14 protein-coding genes are annotated in these 16,315 nt (G+C 52.0%); all 14 read left to right on the plus strand.

Translation table 11 applies throughout. The features are described from left to right. Window positions 1-138: 138 nt before the first annotated feature. Window positions 139-921 (plus strand): hypothetical protein, encoded by a 783-nt coding sequence (locus tag OCU14_RS07675; RefSeq protein ID WP_261810512.1) that lies wholly within the window; start codon window positions 139-141, stop codon window positions 919-921. Window positions 922-1,443: 522 nt separating this feature from the next. Beyond that, window positions 1,444-2,325, plus strand: a complete 882-nt coding sequence (locus tag OCU14_RS07680) for a metallophosphoesterase family protein (protein WP_261810513.1) — start codon at window positions 1,444-1,446, stop codon at window positions 2,323-2,325. A gap of 814 nt (window positions 2,326-3,139) precedes the next feature. Beyond that, a complete protein-coding gene (gene rsmG, locus OCU14_RS07685) occupies window positions 3,140-3,868 on the plus strand; it encodes a 16S rRNA (guanine(527)-N(7))-methyltransferase RsmG (protein WP_261810514.1) in 729 nt (242 codons plus the stop codon). 19 nt (window positions 3,869-3,887) lie between these two features. Next, window positions 3,888-4,718: a nucleoid occlusion protein gene (gene noc, locus OCU14_RS07690; protein WP_373875082.1), complete on the plus strand. Its 831-nt coding sequence runs from the start codon at window positions 3,888-3,890 to the stop codon at window positions 4,716-4,718. Window positions 4,719-4,731: 13 nt separating this feature from the next. Further along, complete coding sequence (locus tag OCU14_RS07695) at window positions 4,732-5,499, plus strand: ParA family protein (protein ID WP_261810515.1); 768 nt, start codon at window positions 4,732-4,734, stop codon at window positions 5,497-5,499. Continuing rightward, a complete protein-coding gene (locus tag OCU14_RS07700) occupies window positions 5,489-6,373 on the plus strand; it encodes a ParB/RepB/Spo0J family partition protein (protein ID WP_261810516.1) in 885 nt (294 codons plus the stop codon). The genes OCU14_RS07695 and OCU14_RS07700 overlap by 11 nt, the downstream gene beginning before the upstream one ends. An 18-nt stretch (window positions 6,374-6,391) precedes the next feature. Beyond that, a complete protein-coding gene (locus OCU14_RS07705; protein ID WP_057877410.1) occupies window positions 6,392-6,598 on the plus strand; it encodes a DUF951 domain-containing protein in 207 nt (68 codons plus the stop codon). Window positions 6,599-6,603: 5 nt separating this feature from the next. Further along, window positions 6,604-7,704, plus strand: a complete 1,101-nt coding sequence (gene ychF, locus OCU14_RS07710; RefSeq protein WP_261810517.1) for a redox-regulated ATPase YchF — start codon at window positions 6,604-6,606, stop codon at window positions 7,702-7,704. A gap of 17 nt (window positions 7,705-7,721) precedes the next feature. Continuing rightward, window positions 7,722-8,447 (plus strand): DUF1129 family protein, encoded by a 726-nt coding sequence (locus OCU14_RS07715; protein WP_261810518.1) that lies wholly within the window; start codon window positions 7,722-7,724, stop codon window positions 8,445-8,447. A 465-nt stretch (window positions 8,448-8,912) separates the two neighbouring features. Further along, a complete protein-coding gene (locus OCU14_RS07720) occupies window positions 8,913-9,479 on the plus strand; it encodes a hypothetical protein (protein ID WP_261810519.1) in 567 nt (188 codons plus the stop codon). A gap of 968 nt (window positions 9,480-10,447) precedes the next feature. Beyond that, window positions 10,448-12,094, plus strand: a complete 1,647-nt coding sequence (locus OCU14_RS07725; protein WP_261810520.1) for a glycosyltransferase family protein — start codon at window positions 10,448-10,450, stop codon at window positions 12,092-12,094. A 145-nt stretch (window positions 12,095-12,239) separates the two neighbouring features. Next, the gene (gene guaB / locus OCU14_RS07730; RefSeq protein WP_261810521.1) at window positions 12,240-13,379 is read left to right on the plus strand and encodes an IMP dehydrogenase; all 1,140 of its coding nucleotides are present in this window, start codon (window positions 12,240-12,242) and stop codon (window positions 13,377-13,379) included. Between the two features lie 1,000 nt (window positions 13,380-14,379). Next, the gene (croR, locus tag OCU14_RS07735; RefSeq protein ID WP_125547110.1) at window positions 14,380-15,069 is read left to right on the plus strand and encodes a response regulator transcription factor CroR; all 690 of its coding nucleotides are present in this window, start codon (window positions 14,380-14,382) and stop codon (window positions 15,067-15,069) included. 70 nt (window positions 15,070-15,139) lie between these two features. Beyond that, complete coding sequence (locus OCU14_RS07740; protein WP_261810522.1) at window positions 15,140-16,315, plus strand: sensor histidine kinase; 1,176 nt, start codon at window positions 15,140-15,142, stop codon at window positions 16,313-16,315.

The following is a 16,315-nucleotide window of genomic DNA, read 5'->3' on the forward strand; positions in this document are numbered from 1 at the left end:
ATTGGCCTTTTTTGAATTTCTTCGAAAAAGTGACACGAGACGTCTAAACTGACATCGTGTGACAGTCCAAATTGAGATAATAGCCTCAGTAAGTAACCCCGAGTGAGGGGAAATTAATAAAAAAGGGTGGTTATTATTATGGCAACAACGAAGGAAATTTGCGAAAAATTAATGGCAGTTAAGACAGGCTTCACGGCTCCTAGTGAATCGCATCCCGGTGAACTAAGAGACCTGACGTTAGCTGATATTGGTTCTTTTTTGACCTATAAGAATCGGCCCGATATGGCGACGATTGAAGCACGCATGGCAGCCGACCATACCGAACTTAAGCCGCGAGCAGTCACCGACGCGTTGAAGCTAGACTATAACTTCCCATCAGAAGCCTTTGCGGCAGAACCGGTCTTTAACCGGAATTATCTCTTCTTAGCCTTGAACATTTCACGGCGAGAAAAGAACATCTTCGAAGGTAAAGAATGGTATAACTTCCACGAAATCGATCCCAAAGGGTCAGCGCTGACCCACGTCTTCAACCTGGCTATGATGACAAATCATGACGTCTTCCGTGGCTGTTACGTGACTGATATTCTGAAGAACACGATTGAAACGGAAGCCTCTAAGGTTGTGAAGGCCTTTAACAAGCCACGGGATACCGAACACGAGGAAGCCTACCGCAAGAGTGCCGAACTCTTCATTCAAGAATGCGCTATCGTTCAGCCAAAGCATTTGGTTGTCATGGGTGGTGATGTCGCTTCTGTAGTAACTCAAATGAAGAATGATGGTCTGTTCGATCAAGCGCCAGATGTCGCCGCATTGGTAGAAAACTTAACGAAGGTTGACCATTATGCCAGTCGATCAAATTCCACTGACTACTACATCAACTTGTTTGATGAGGAAAGTAACCTGAACCTGCAAGAAAGCTAAGACTCTGTTTTCGTTACACAAATTTTACGTAAACGAGTGTCATTTCCATACGAAATCGATACATTGACCGCGTATGATAAAAGGTAAATCAAGGGGAAGAGGATGATCGTATGTCCGCTACGGAATTCGATACCTTAATCTTACTGATTATCACGTGGTTACCGATGCTTTGGTTTTCCCGACCACCAAAGCGTCACAACTAGCTAGTACATTTACGGATTGAATTCTGTGTGAATTCAGTCCGTTTTTTTGATCACTGACTGTGTTTCCGATATCCCTCCAAATATAAGCAACTTTGTGATCGATACTCACAAAGTAGGTCTGATTTGCAGTCAAAGAAACCAGGCAGAGCAGGCGCGTTTGCTCACTATCTGCGGAAACTTTACAAGATGTTGACGTGGACCACACGGTTAATTTACATAAGATCGCTATGCTAGACCTAACTTAGTGATTATCGGCGTTTAACCGTCACCGGGTGACCGATCCCCGGCGGCCATCATCTGTTTGGGGGGCAACGGGGACATGAATAAATTTACCATTATCCATTTATCAGATTCACAACTCACGGCGCCGGGGGTCGATCCGCAGTACCACCAACGTTTACTGCCGCAGGAGAAGCTTCAGCGGGTCTTCGACGACGTCCTGGAACACCAGCTTCAGCCAGACCTCGTCGTCTTGAGTGGCGATCTCTTGCAGGGTGGCACGGCCGGGGATTATGCCCGGTTTCACAGCTATCTGCGTGAACAATCGCAACGCCTGGCGGCACCGATTGAAGTGATTTTAGGGGACCAGGACGACCGTGAGGCCTTTAACAACGGCTACTTATCCCAACCTGATCTGCCGTACTACGCCTACAAACAGGTCCACCAGAACATGGACTTCTATTTTTTGGATTCCAAATGGGAAGAGAACAAGGAGGCGGGGTGGCTCGACCGCGAACAGCTGGACTGGCTGAACAAGAATCTCCACTTAGCGCCGCGCCGCCGGGCCTTCATTTTTCTCCATCATCCGTTAGACGCGCCGGCACTGCGTCCCATGCGCTACGCTTTACTGCAAAATAATCGCGAGCTCCTGGCGATTCTCCACGGCCACAATATCGGGGGCATCTTTACCGGCCATTTACACTTTGCGGCCAGCTACTTAGTTGAAAGTACCATTCCGGTCACGGCCGTCGGGTCGGCTTCAACCTACATCAATTGCCAGGACCCACACTATCACGAGGTCCACGACGCGGTGACCTATAACGTCATCACGATTCAGCGCGGGCTAGCCAGCATCACCAGTCACCCGCTCTATCTGGGCCAACCCATCATCGACACGGTCACGGTGAACAACACGGGTTTTGCCAAACACCGGCCTCGTCTGACCAGTTCACGGCGTATCGTCAATGGGCCGTTTATCTGATATTGTCGGGAGTTCGTCGCCTGCGGTGACCAGGGGTTCCGTCCTGTGGGGCACGCCCGAAGCCTGAGGAGCGGTCTTCGGACTCGCTTCCAGCCCCACACAACCCGTGGGTCTTGAAGACGTCCCAGTTTCTAAGACCGGCAGTTCACCGGCCTAAGAAACTCGACACAGGATTCCACCCCTGGTCAACTCCGGCTGAGGATAGTGGTTGTCATGACAATGTGGCACATGTTCATGCGTTATGGGGATGAGTCGCCGTTCACCAGTCAGAATAGGTGGTGAATTGGCGTAGCGCATTTCGGAACTTTCACCACCGTCACTCCCAGAAAAATCAGGTGTGATCGACGCAACAATGGCTAAGGGAAAGCCTGGAGGGTGGTTCTGAGGAGGCTCAGCCGTGTCGTTATTGTTGGTTGGCGTTCTTTGCCAACTTACAATAAGGCCGCTCGGGGAGACCGCGCTTTGGCTTCCCGACGTGCCCATGGCGTTCCAGCCTCCTCAGAACCACCCGGAAGGCCCCGCCGGGGCAATCCTCAGGACCTTGACCCTAGAACCAAGACAATATAAAAACAAATTTTGGAGGGGTGATTCCCAGTGGCAAGGCGGGAATCACCCCTCCGTTAGTTTTCCTCAGGAATAGGCGTTTCATGTGAGCCCAGTTTTCGGTATAATAGGTATCGACGTGTGAGCGAAACGCCGCGGAAAACCCCGCCAGTTCGTGGGGTCACGAGTTGCGTTTCGCCAGTAAGTAAGGTAAAGTATAACCAAACGTGAAACAATCTTGTTTCACAGAAGTGAACTGGGAGATTAACGTATGAATCCAGAAGAGTTTCGTGCCGCGTTAGCAGCGCAAGGCATTGATTTAACCGCAACACAGGAACAGCAATTTGCGACCTACTATGAGTTCTTAGTTGCGACCAACGAACACGTAAATTTAACCACGATTACCGCGGAGCCAGACGTCTACCTGAAACATTTTTACGACTCACTGACCCCGGCTTTTTACGTGGACGCGATGCGCACGGAACCGTTAACGGTCTGTGATGTTGGGGCGGGTGCCGGTTTTCCGTCACTACCTTTGAAGATCATGTTCCCACAGCTCCAGGTGACGATCGTGGACTCGTTGAACAAGCGAATCACGTTCTTAAATGAACTCGCCGCTAAGCTTAACCTAACCGGTGTGGCCTTTCATCATGCCCGTGCCGAAGAATTCGGGGGTAAGCGTGCCGCCAATCGCGAAGGTTTCGACCTCGTGTTGGCCCGCGCCGTGGCTCGGATGTCCGTGCTTAGCGAATTGTGTTTACCACTCGCCAAGGTTGGGGGCCAATTCGTGGCCTTGAAGGCGGCCCAGACCGAGGATGAACTCGCTGTGAGCCAGACGGCCATTGTGACTCTCGGTGGCAAGCTGGCGGCCGATGAGGCCTTCTCACTGCCTGTGAGTGGTGACCAACGCCACATCGTGGTCATCGACAAGGTTCGGCACACACCAAAGCGTTATCCGCGTAAGGCGGGGACGCCCAATAAGGAACCGTTAGAAGATTAATGGGATGGGGGTAAGATAATTGCCATTTTCATTATTTGGAAATAATCGGGAGAAGGCGGTTCAGCCGACGCATCCCGTGAAACAAAACGTGGTAATGATCCCGGTTGCCCAAATCATTCCCAACCGGTTTCAACCGCGGCAACGGTTCGACGCCACCGCGATTACCGAGTTAGCCCAAACGATCGAGGAACATGGACTCTTACAGCCCATTGTGATTCGCCAATTTGAGGCTGACCATTACGAGATCATCGCCGGTGAACGGCGGTTCAGAGCGATTAACCAACTGAAATGGGAGACCGTGCCCGCCATCGTCGAAGAGATGAGTGACGACGAGACGGCGTCCATGGCGCTGATTGAAAACCTCCAACGCGAGGAACTTTCCGCCATTGAAGAGGCCCACGCCTACCAACAGTTGATGGCGCTCAATCACATGACGCAGTCGCAGTTGGCCGAGGGTATCGGTAAGAGTCAGGGGTTTGTGGCCAACAAGCTGCGACTCCTGAAGCTGGCCGAACCCGTGCGTGAGGCCATCTTGAATCGCCAGATCACCGAACGACACGGCCGAGCCTTACTGGCCTTGGACGATGCCGGACAGGTCGAGCTGTTGGCGCAGATCATTGCCGACAAGTTGACGGTCAAGGAGACCGAGGCCTTGATTACCAAACGCAAACAGCCCAAACGGCGGCGTAAGGTGACCAAGCACAGTGTCTCCAAGGACACCCGTGTGGCGGTCAACACGATTCGTCACTCGGTGAAGATGGTCAAGGACGCCGGCATGACGCTGACGACCAAGGAAGAAGAAACACCAGACGGTTACCGCATCATCATTGACATTCCAAAAGAAAGCTAGAGGTGAACGACATATGGGCTATATCATCGCATTAGCCAATCAAAAGGGTGGCGTAGGCAAGACCACCACCGGGGTTAACCTGGGCGCAGCGCTGGCTTCGGCCGGCCAACACGTCCTCCTGGTGGATACCGATGCCCAAGGGAATGCGACCAGTGGGGTCGGCATTCAAAAGGCAACCATTGAACGCGAAGTCTACGACGTCTTGGTAAATGAGACGCCGATTCAAGACGCCATTATCCATACGGAACATGAGGGACTGGATATCGTGCCCGCAACCATCCAGCTTTCCGGTGCGGAAATTGAATTAACGCCAATGATGGCACGGGAAACCCGGTTGAAGGCGGCCCTCGATGAGATTAAAGACGAGTATGACTACATCCTCATCGACTGTCCCCCTTCGTTAGGGCTTTTGACGATCAACGCCTTTACCGCGGCGAACTCCATTTTGATTCCGGTTCAAAGCGAGTACTACGCGTTGGAAGGACTGACCCAACTGTTAAATACGGTGAAGTTGGTGCAAAAGCACTTTAACCGCGACCTGAAGATCGAAGGGGTCTTATTAACTCTTTACGACGCCCGGACCAATCTCGGGAAACAGGTTAACGAAGAAGTTAAAAAGTATTTCCAAAACAAGGTTTACGCCACAATTATTCCGCGTAACGTCCAGTTAGCGGAGGCACCGAGTCATGGGATGCCAATCATTGATTATGCGCCAAAATCGAAAGGTGCCGAAGTATACACTGAACTCGCAAAGGAAGTGCTAGCAGCCCATGGCAAGTAAGAAAGAGAAAAGTTTAGGTCGCGGAATTGACGCATTATTTGCCGAAAATGGCGTCGACGCCGGCGAAGAAACGGTGGTTGATCTGACGTTGGCCGACATTCGACCTAACCCATACCAACCCCGCCAGAAGTTCGACAAGAAGGGCTTAGACGATCTGGCCGCCTCGATCGAAAAGACCGGGGTCTTCCAACCAATCATCGTTCGGCAACCGGACAAACGGGTCAACCGTTACGAGATTCTGGCCGGTGAACGGCGCTTCCGGGCGTCTAATTTGGCTGGGAAGACCACGATTCCGGGGATTATCCGTGACGTGACCGAGGAACAAATGATGGAGATCGCCGTGTTGGAAAACCTCCAACGCGAGGATTTAACCCCATTGGAAGAAGCCGAAGCCTACGATACGTTGATGACCAAGCTCACCTTGACGCAGGCCCAGGTTTCCGAACGTCTCGGTAAGAGTCGGCCATACATCGCCAACTACTTGCGGTTATTGGGACTGCCTAAGGCCGTGAAGGACATGTTACAGAAGAACGATCTGTCCATGGGACAAGCCCGGACGCTGTTATCCTTGAAGGATAAGACCAAGCTCGTGGCGTTAGCTAAGCGCGCCGTGAGTGAGGGGATGACCGTGCGGGCCTTGGAGGCCGAAGTTGGCAAGCTGAATGGTGCAGCTAAGAAGCTCGCCAAGAAACCCGCCAAGAAGAAGTCGCCATTCCTACGTTCTACGGAGAATCAACTCCAGGAACACTTTGGCACGCAGGTCACGATTAACGAGACGACCGGCAAGGACCAACAAGGGAAGATTGAGATTGACTACCTTTCCAATGATGATCTGAACCGCATCTTAGACCTGCTGAATATCCACCAAGACTAACTCATGGGAGGCATGACCATGTACGATTTAGGTGATTTGGTAGAAATGAAGAAGCCCCACCCATGCGGCACCAACCGCTGGGAGATTACCCGAATGGGCGCGGATATTAAGATCAAGTGCACCAATTGCGGTCACGTGGTGATGTTATCGCGGCGTGAATTTGAAAAGAAATTAAAAAAGGTATTGGTTCGCAAAGCCGACGCCGAGAATGGAAAGAGTGAATAATTGCTATGTCATTAACTGCAGGAATCGTTGGCCTGCCGAACGTCGGGAAGTCAACTTTATTTAACGCGATTACCAAGGCTGGGGCCGAAATGGCTAATTACCCCTTCGCTACGATCGATCCGAACGTGGGGATGGTGGAAGTCCCTGATAAGCGCTTGGACCGGATTCAAGAATTGATTCCAGCCAAGAAGGTCGTCCCAACGACGTTTGAATTTACCGACATCGCCGGGATCGTCAAGGGTGCCAGCAAGGGTGAAGGTCTGGGGAACAAGTTCCTGGAAAATATTCGCCAAGTGGACGCCATCGTTCACGTTGTCCGCGCCTTTGACGACGACAACATCACCCACGTTTCCGGGAAGATCGACCCGATCGATGATATCGAAACGATCAACTTGGAATTAGGTCTGTCTGACCTGGACGCCGTTAACAAGCGGTTAGCCAAGGTTGAACGTGCGGCTAAGGGGAGCGACAAGGAAGCCAAGGCTGAATTGGCCGTTCTACAAAAGATCCAACCGGTGCTCGAAGCCGGTGGCGCCGTGCGGACGATTGACTTTGATGAGGAAGAAACCAAGATTGTGAAGGGTCTCTTCCTGTTAACCTCGAAGCCCGTTCTCTACGTGGCTAACATTGCCGAAGACGACATGGCCGATCCCGAAGATTCCAAGTACTTCGGTGTGATCAAGGACTACGCCGCCAAGGAAGGCGCCGAAGCCATTGCCGTTGCTGCCGAAGCTGAAGAAGAAATCGCCCAATTGGACGATGACGAAAAGCAGGATTTCCTCGAAGCCGAGGGTGTGGAAGAACCCGGATTGAATCGCTTAATTCGGGCCTCATATCACCTCTTAGGCCTGGAAACGTTCTTTACAGCTGGTGGTAAGGAAACCCGTGCCTGGACGTACAGAAGCGGCACTAAGGCCCCTCAAGCAGCCGGAATCATTCACTCTGACTTTGAACGTGGCTTTATCCGCGCCGAAGTCATGGCATTTGATGATTTGGATAAGCTCGAAACCGAAGCTGCCGTCAAGGAAGCCGGTAAGCTGCGGGTCGAAGGGAAAGACTACGTGATGGAAGACGGCGACATCGTCGAATTCCGGTTCAACGTTTAGAAGGGAACAGAGATTAGATGAGTGATAACAAGCAAACTCCGCGTAATGCGGGCGTTCGTCAGAACCGTAACAATGTTGCGGTCAACGAACGGGCAGCGTTTGACAACCTCGGGTTGACCAAGCGTAACGCCGAATACATGTACCGCTTCAACAAGGCCTTGGAAAAGACCAAGTTGACCCCAGAACGCAAGTCCGAGGCCGTGCAAGCCATGGTTAACGAGTTGATCGAAGGCCAAAAGTCTGGGAAGACCGGTAAGAATACTTATGGGGATATCGACGCGCGGGTAAAGCTCGTGGTCGAGGGTCCACAGAAGCCAACCTCCTTCTTTGGAGGTCCCGACTACTGGCCAAACATGATCTACAACGCCTTGACGTTCTTCATGATCTTTAACCTGATGTTTGGGTTCATTTACTTCTTCTCACCAAAGATGATGACGACGAGTCAACCCGTTGGGATTACGGCCATTACGGTCAGTGCCCTGGTTGCCGGCTTCGCGTTGCCAGTGATGCCACGGGTCTTCGATCCGAAGATCAAGCACCGTTACAATGGCTGGATGCGGACCTTACTGGTTGTCCTGGTCTTCGTTGTGTGGATGGTGCTGTTCTTCTCAGCCCAACTCCTACCACCAGTGATCAACCCAGTTCTCCAACCAAAGCCAAGTATCGCTCTGGGTCTGATGTCAATTGCCATCATGCTCTGGATGCGTCGTCGTTACAACATTCGCGGCGGGTTACTGGGCTAAACTTAAGTTTGAATTTGAAATGCCGTCCTTTCGGGGATGGCATTTTTATTTTCATGCTGGATCTTGTGGGCGGCGCCTCCGGTCGGTTCTGGAGACGGTGGAACGTGGTGGGCCCGTCGGGAAGTCTCCCCGAACGGCCTTATCGTAAGCCGAGTGAGGACCCTCGACTAACGATAACGACACCACTGAGCGTCTCCAGAACCGACCTCCGGCCTATGCCTTGGATCCAGCATGGCAATGACTGGGAGTGACAGAATCAGCCTTAAATTTCATCAAATAATGAGCTAGCAAAATCATTACCAAGGGGCGCAAATTGCCCGTTTAGCAGCGTTACCCGCTGATTTTATTTTGGGATAAAGTGGCTAAAAAATGCCCTTGTTGCCGAATCCATTTGGCCCTATTATGCACTCGAGTAGCCAAGCAAATGACCACTCTGATAACTTCATTTCGTGGGGAGGATTTATTATGAGGAAAATCATGGGGTATGTCTTAGGATTGGTTGCGACTTTAGGTGCCGCAGGAGCGATTGCGACAACCGCGAATGCCGACGGTAGCAGTGCGGACGCAGATAGTGGCAGTGGTAGCGGTGCTGCCAGTGCGGCTAGCAACGTTGCTCCAGCAATGGGGTCGAGTGCTAGTGAATCCGGAGTGACGGACGCGGGGTCCAGTGATGCTGGATCAACCAGTGTTGTGATTCGGACTTGGATTCACCATCCACGTGTTGTGGTTCGTCGACGTGTGGCTAAGGAAAAGATCATGCGGGCCGACGCAAAGATGCGGGGTCACGATCACTACTATGATGGCGACCGCATTATCAGATTTAAAAAGGGCGAGAAGGGTTCTGAAGTGATTCTTCGCAACCGTGAAGGACGCGAGATTGAACATTTCAGAATTCGTCGCAGTGGCCGTTTTGAAATCAAACTCTCGAAGCGTGAAGCACGCGAACTCCGCAAGGGTGGCAAGTACTTCACCTTCACTGTCCACGAAAAGGGCTATCGTCCATACACTGTTCGTTACGTTCTTTACAAATAAGATCGTGACGCGGGGTATTTAGTCGAGTGGTCCGAGGGAGCCGTTAAGCTGAGCTAGACGCTTGGGTCAATCGTTGGCCGGGTGTGGTTTGGCGGTAACCTGAAGACACCCGTTGTGCCCGAGTCATCGGGCGCACGCCACAGGAGGGTGGCGACGGGGATTGAGACCGGAAAACTACCTCCTGTGTTTGGAGAGACCGTGGTGTCGGCTACGGTCTCTTCTTTTGATCTCTACGCCCTAAGTCCATGTAGTTTTGATGATGGTTAAGGGCGTTTAAGGCCGCGCCTCACGGGCGTCAGCTAGGGGGCTGGAACGTGGTGGGCACGACTTGAAGCCTTTCAAAGGGCGAAAGTCTACAAGTTCGGCCTTGTTGTAACCGGGGAAGGGCATCCCGCTAACAACAACGACACCACTGAGCCCCCTAGCTGACGCCCTCCGGCTGAGATTGGTCATCAAGTTTATTGCGTGCGACTGGCGACAAAAGATTGGGGATGACCGTTGCCGCCGTGGTGTGGCGCGAGCTGTTAAAAAGTTGTAGTGGTGGTTGCCGACTCCAATATTAATAACGTTGTAAATAACGTCATGGCCTCTGCCCTTCTGACGATGCGCACCTACCCGTCAATTGATCACTGCCGACAACCTTGATCCCGATAATTACTTGACGGGAAAAACGGGACTATTTGGAGTGTTGCCAGCCCCTCCTCGTTACTGGAGTGGCTAGTATTAGGCCTGGAGGGAGGTTCCGTACATGCTCAGTGGTGTCGTTCTCGTTGGCCGAGGTTTCTCACTCGGCTTACGAGAAGACCGGCTTTTGAGACGTTCTTTGGCTCAAAACCGTGTCCACTACGTTCCAGCGCCTAGGGAACCTCCCGGAAGGCGAGGCTTTCCGCCAAAATATCGTTTAACACTAGCATTATTTGATATTTCGCTGTGGCATCGCAACAGAGAAGAGATAGGGGAGAGGACTCATGATTAAGTGGTTCAGAGACAAACTTCACGAGCGTAATCTGCAGGTGCTGGGGCTGTTTACGGTGATTGGGGCCTTCATCATGACCTTCTGTTCCTACACTTCACCGGCCTTTTACTTCGACACGTCACCCGACAATAATGCCTTCTTCACGGTGGGGAAGGCCATGATGCACGGCATCGTGCCCTACAAGGACATTTTCGAACAGAAGGGCCCCTACGTTTACCTGTTGCATGGGTTGGCGTATCTGGTCTCGTCACGGAGCTTCTTGTTGATCTTTATTGTCGAAATTATCACGCTGGTGGCCGCGATGTTTCTGGTCTACCGGTTGGCAATTTTATTGGGAACGCCGGCGCTGCCAGCCCTATTGACGGGGATTCTGGTACCGAGTTTATTGCTGTACCACCCCTACTATGATTACGGGGATACGGTGGAATTCTTTACATTGCCACTGCTCATCTCATTGGTTTACTTTATGGTCAAGCTCGACCGGAACCAGCTCAATGGGAGCCGGGGTGGCTATGCCGCACAGGGAGCCATTGTTGGGGTCGTACTGCTATCGAAGTACACGCTACTGGGGGCGTGGATCGTCTTCTACCTCCTGTTAATGGGGCGGCTCGTGGTCACCAAGCGGTGGCGTGAACTGGGCAAGCTAGTGGCATGGAGTGCGATTGGGTTTCTTGCCACCACGTTGCCTTGGCTGGTCTACTTTCTGGCGACTGGGTCACTGGGCGCGTTCATCAACGTTTACGTGCTATTCAATACCCACGTCTACCTGACCTCATCGGTGGCCTTCTTTGCCAATCTGGTTCAGTCCACGACACTGGTTTCGCAATTCTATCTGAGTAACGTGATCTTCTTTGGTTTGGGAATTATCGGGACACTGGTCGTCATGTTTCAACCGGCCATCTTCCACGATCCGTTCATGCGAGGGACTTACCTGTTAACCAATTTAGGTGCCGATCTGTTTGCCCTCTATGGCTACCAGGCCAACGCCGTTTATCAGTATTATCAATTGATTTATTTTGCGTTCTTCATTCTGCCGTTCGTTTACCTGTGCCAGTGGGCGTTCAAACGGGTGCCACTGCCGACGGGGGATGCGCCATTTCCGATTCTGGCGACGTTGGTCTTTAGCCTTCTACTGGTGCTGGGGGTCAATAACAACGTGACGAACTCCAAGGTGTTCCCAAATAACTCGGCGATTACCGAAGCCGAAACCACGCGACCGCAACAGCCCGCGCAGGTGGTCTTCGGTCGCCTGATGCGCACGGAGACACCGGCCAATACCAAGCTGACATTGTTGAATTACGGATCGATCGACATGGGTTTCTACACGGCATCCGGGGCGGTGCCAAACACCTACTACTTCCAGAATTACAACATCCCACAGAGTGCGGCACCCCAGATTTTGGCGTCGCAACAGGCGGTCATTAAAGATCAGGACGTCGAGTGGGTGGTTCTAAACACGCCAGCGGGCAGAAACGTTAAGCAGTGGTCCGGGGTGGCCGGACGGATCAGCAGTGGTGATCTGAATCCCGGCACGGCCAAGATGTCCAAGATGCTCCTCAAACGATACCGGCCCGTGGCCCAGCACTCCCAGATCTTTGAAGGGGTGAACGAAACCTATTGGCTGTTCAAACGCCGGTAGGCATTTAACAAGGGACGCAAAGAGAACTATGATAGTTCAATGAGAGTCCTTGACCTGAGTGGCCTAGACTGGTAAATTTAGAAACAATATCTCCCAGGATTCCTAACCGAGCCTGAGACTAAATTAAAGAGGAGCGATATCAACTATGTCTAATTGGGACACGAAGTTTGCTAAAGAAGGAATCACGTTTGATGATGTTTTGTTAATACCCGCAGAAAGTCATGTATTGCCGAATGAAGTCGATCTAAGTGTCCAATTAGCGCCAAATCTAAAGTTGAACGTTCCGTTTCTAAGTGCCTCGATGGATACGGTCACCGAGACCAAGATGGCCACGGCCATGGCTCAAAATGGGGGCCTCGGGGTCATCCACAAGAACATGAGTGCTACGGACCAAGCCAAGATGGTAGCTGACGTGAAAGCCATCGAAAATGATGCCACTAAGCATCCTAATGCTGCCGTCGACGCCAACAATCACTTGTTGGTTGCCGCAGCCGTTGGGGTAACGTCTGATACCTTTGACCGCGCCACGGCGCTGTTGAATGCCGGTGCCGATGCCATCATCATTGACACGGCGCACGGCCACTCAGCCGGTGTGTTGCGCAAGGTTGCGGAAATCCGTAAGCAATTGCCAGACGCCACGTTGATTGCCGGAAACGTGGCCACGGGTGAAGGTACCCGGGCCTTGTTCGAAGCCGGTGTTGATGTGGTTAAAGTCGGTATCGGTCCTGGTTCCATCTGTACGACGCGGGTCGTTGCCGGTGTGGGGGTTCCTCAAATTACTGCCATTTACGATGCCGCTTCGGTTGCCCGTGAATTCGGCAAGCCAATCATTGCCGACGGTGGGATGAAGTACTCTGGCGATATCGTCAAGGCCCTCGCCGCTGGTGGGAATGCCGTCATGTTTGGGTCCATGTTCTCCGGAACTGACGAAGCCCCTGGCGACGTCATCGAAGACAATGGTAAGAAGTACAAGACCTACCGCGGGATGGGTAGTCTGGCTTCAATGTCCCATGGTTCCGCCGACCGCTACTTCCAAGGCGGCGTCAACGAAGCTAACAAATTGGTTCCCGAAGGTATCGAAGCCCGAGTTGAATACAAAGGGAGCGTCAACGATATCATCTTCCAAATGGTCGGTGGCCTCCGTTCTGGGATGGGCTACACCGGTAGTGCTAATATCCAGGGCTTGATTGACAACGCGCAGTTCGTTCGGATTTCCAACGCCGGGTTGATCGAATCTCACCCACACGATGTTCAAATTACCAAGGCAGCACCTAACTACAAATAACTTGTTTTACTGGAACTGGCTTTTGAAGCTGGTTCCTTTTTCTTTTAGATGGAGATTGGGCCGCCGCAGGTGGCCAAGGGTTCCGTCCTGTGGGGCACGGGTGAAGCCTGAAAGGCGGTCTTCACCCTCGCTTTAAGCCTCACCAAAAGCGTGAGTCTTAAAGTCGTCCCAGGCTGTAAGGCCGGAAGCCCACCGACCAAACAGCCTCGACACGGGACTACACCCTTGGCCACCTGGGGCTAGAACTAGTCTTTGAAGGCTAAGCTGGTCTGGAGATCGGAATTCATAAATCTATTTTTGTGAGTTGATTAGGCAATTTCGTTATATTGTTGGGGAATTGGTATTTCCGGGGATGGGGTAATATCAAGGATACTTGGACAGGGCAACTTAAGACTTTGAAGCCAGACCACCAGAGTTCCCATAACGATCCGTGTCGAGCAACCTTCCGGCTGACAGGGCTCAGGTGTGTCGTTAGTCTTGGTCGGGTGGCCTTCCCGGCTTAGACTAAGGCCGAGCTTGTAGACTTTCGATTTTTGAAAGGCTTCAAGTCATGCCCACCCCGTTCCAGTCCCTGTCAGCTGGGAGGCTGCGGGGTCATCGACTAACGTTGCCAATTTGAAGAGCTAGAGGTCCCCTTTGGGCTTTGAAAGGCTTCAAGTCGTGCCCACCCCGTTCCAGTCCCTGTCAGCCGGGAGGTTGCGGGGTCATCGTCAAACGTTGCCGATTTGAAGAGCTAGAGGCACCCTTTTGGCTTTGGGAGATTCTAAGCGTCCCTGCGGGCCACTAGCTTGAAAAGACTTATCGAGGGCTTAAACAACAGGTTGGCGGCGGGCCAGTAAATAGTGTAAGATTAAGGAATGGTTAAGTGCCTTACGCCCGACTAAAGGTTCGGGTTTTGACGTCGCCTCGCAGGAGAAATTTGCTAGAATAGAGATAAAGCACCCCTGGGGGGAAGACCGCTAGTGACCTAACCTAGCTGTTAAAGGAGAATAAACCGGATATGAAAATTTTAGTTGTCGATGATGATAAAGAAATTGCACAATTACTCGAAATTTACATTAAAAATGAAGGCTACGAACCTCTGACCGCATACAACGGGAAGGAAGCGTTGACCAAGCTCCACACGACGCCAGACATCGCCTTGATGATTCTGGATATCATGATGCCCGAAATGAGTGGGATTGAAGTCGTTAAGGAAGTTCGGAAGGACTCGCAGATTCCAATTCTGATCCTTTCGGCTAAGACCGGCGACATGGACAAGATTCAAGGGTTAATCACTGGGGCGGATGATTACGTCACCAAGCCATTTAACCCCTTAGAAGTCATGGCCCGAGTGAAATCACTGTTGCGGCGGAGCCAAGACCAAGTGACCGATGACGCACCAGATATCTTGGATATCGGGACGTTGACGATTAACAAGGATTCTCACGAAGTCAAGACGATTGCCGGTAAGACAATTTCACTGACTGCGCTTGAATTTGGGATCTTGTACCTGTTGGCCAGTCACCCGAACCGGGTCTTCTCAGCCGATGAAATTTTCGAACGCGTTTGGCGTCAAGAGAGTATCGTGTCGGCCAAAACCGTCATGGTGCACGTGAGCCACTTGCGCGATAAGATTGAGGATGCCACCAACGGTGAGAAGGTCATTCAAACCGTTTGGGGTGTTGGCTACAAGATCGAGTCACACTAACAAGAAGATCGAGGATGACCATGTTACAGTTTAAAAATTACCGTTTATCGGGACACGGGGAGGCTAGACCATGAAGCTAACCACCCGGGAGAAGAGTGCGCTCTTCATGGAAGGTGTCGTCACCGTGATTCTCCTGTTGATGCTGAACCTGGCGCTGCTGGTGCTGATCATCCAGGCCATCGAGAGTAATCCAGGTCTGCGAGACGGGATCTTCATTATTAAACGTTCCGTGATGTTTGGCCCCAACAACTTTCAGTTATGGAGTTGGGAAAACCTATTCATCGGGTTGATGTTGATTGCGGACGCGCTGGTTGTTTGGTGGCGCCTGATTCGGCGTTATCGGCAAATGCAGTTGCGCCACATCATTGGCGAGCTCCATTACATTGCCAACGGTCACTTTGACCACCGGATTCCCTTTCGCGTGAGCGGCGACGTTCAACGCGTCGTGGATTCCGTGAACGCCTTGGTGGATTCCGTGATCAGCTCGATGAATGAGGAACGGGCGATTGAGAAGTCCAAAGATGAACTGATTACCAACGTGAGCCACGATATCCGGACGCCGTTAACGTCGATTATCGGCTATCTGGGGCTCATCGAGGACCAGCAGTATCACAGTGAGGAAGACCTACTCAAGTACACGCACACGGCGTTTTTGAAGTCTAAACAGATGAAATCTCTGGTGGATGACCTCTTTGAGTACACCAAGGTCAGGCAGACCGATACGCCGCTCAGTATTACCAAGATTGATTTAGCCGCCATGTTGGAACAACTGGCCGCCAGTTTCGAGCTGGAAGGGCAGAAGAAGGCCATGACGGTGGGGGCGTCGAGCACACCGGCTAGCCTGATGATGGAGGCCGACCCCGAGAAATTGGTACGGGTCTTCAATAACCTGGTGTCCAATGCCCTGAAATATGGGAATGGCGGTAGCGAGATTAATTTGATTGCCAAACAAGTCTCGCCCGACGAATTAGAAGTCCGCGTCACCAACGACGGACCGAAAATTCCTAAGGAATCTCTGGCACTCATCTTCGAGCGGTTCTACCGCGTCGAGGAGTCGCGTTCCAAGGAGACCGGCGGAACGGGGTTGGGTCTGGCCATTGCCCAGAGTATTGTGGCGCTTCACGGGGGCTACATTTACGTGGAGTCGGATGACCAGCTAACTAGCTTCGTGATTCACTTACCCGTTAAGCATGACCACCCGTTGGCCATTCCAGAACGGTTGCGCACAGCAGAAAAGACAAAATAG

It is taken from the genome of Levilactobacillus humaensis (assembly GCF_024345185.1).
In the GTDB taxonomy this organism is placed as follows: domain Bacteria; phylum Bacillota; class Bacilli; order Lactobacillales; family Lactobacillaceae; genus Levilactobacillus; species Levilactobacillus humaensis.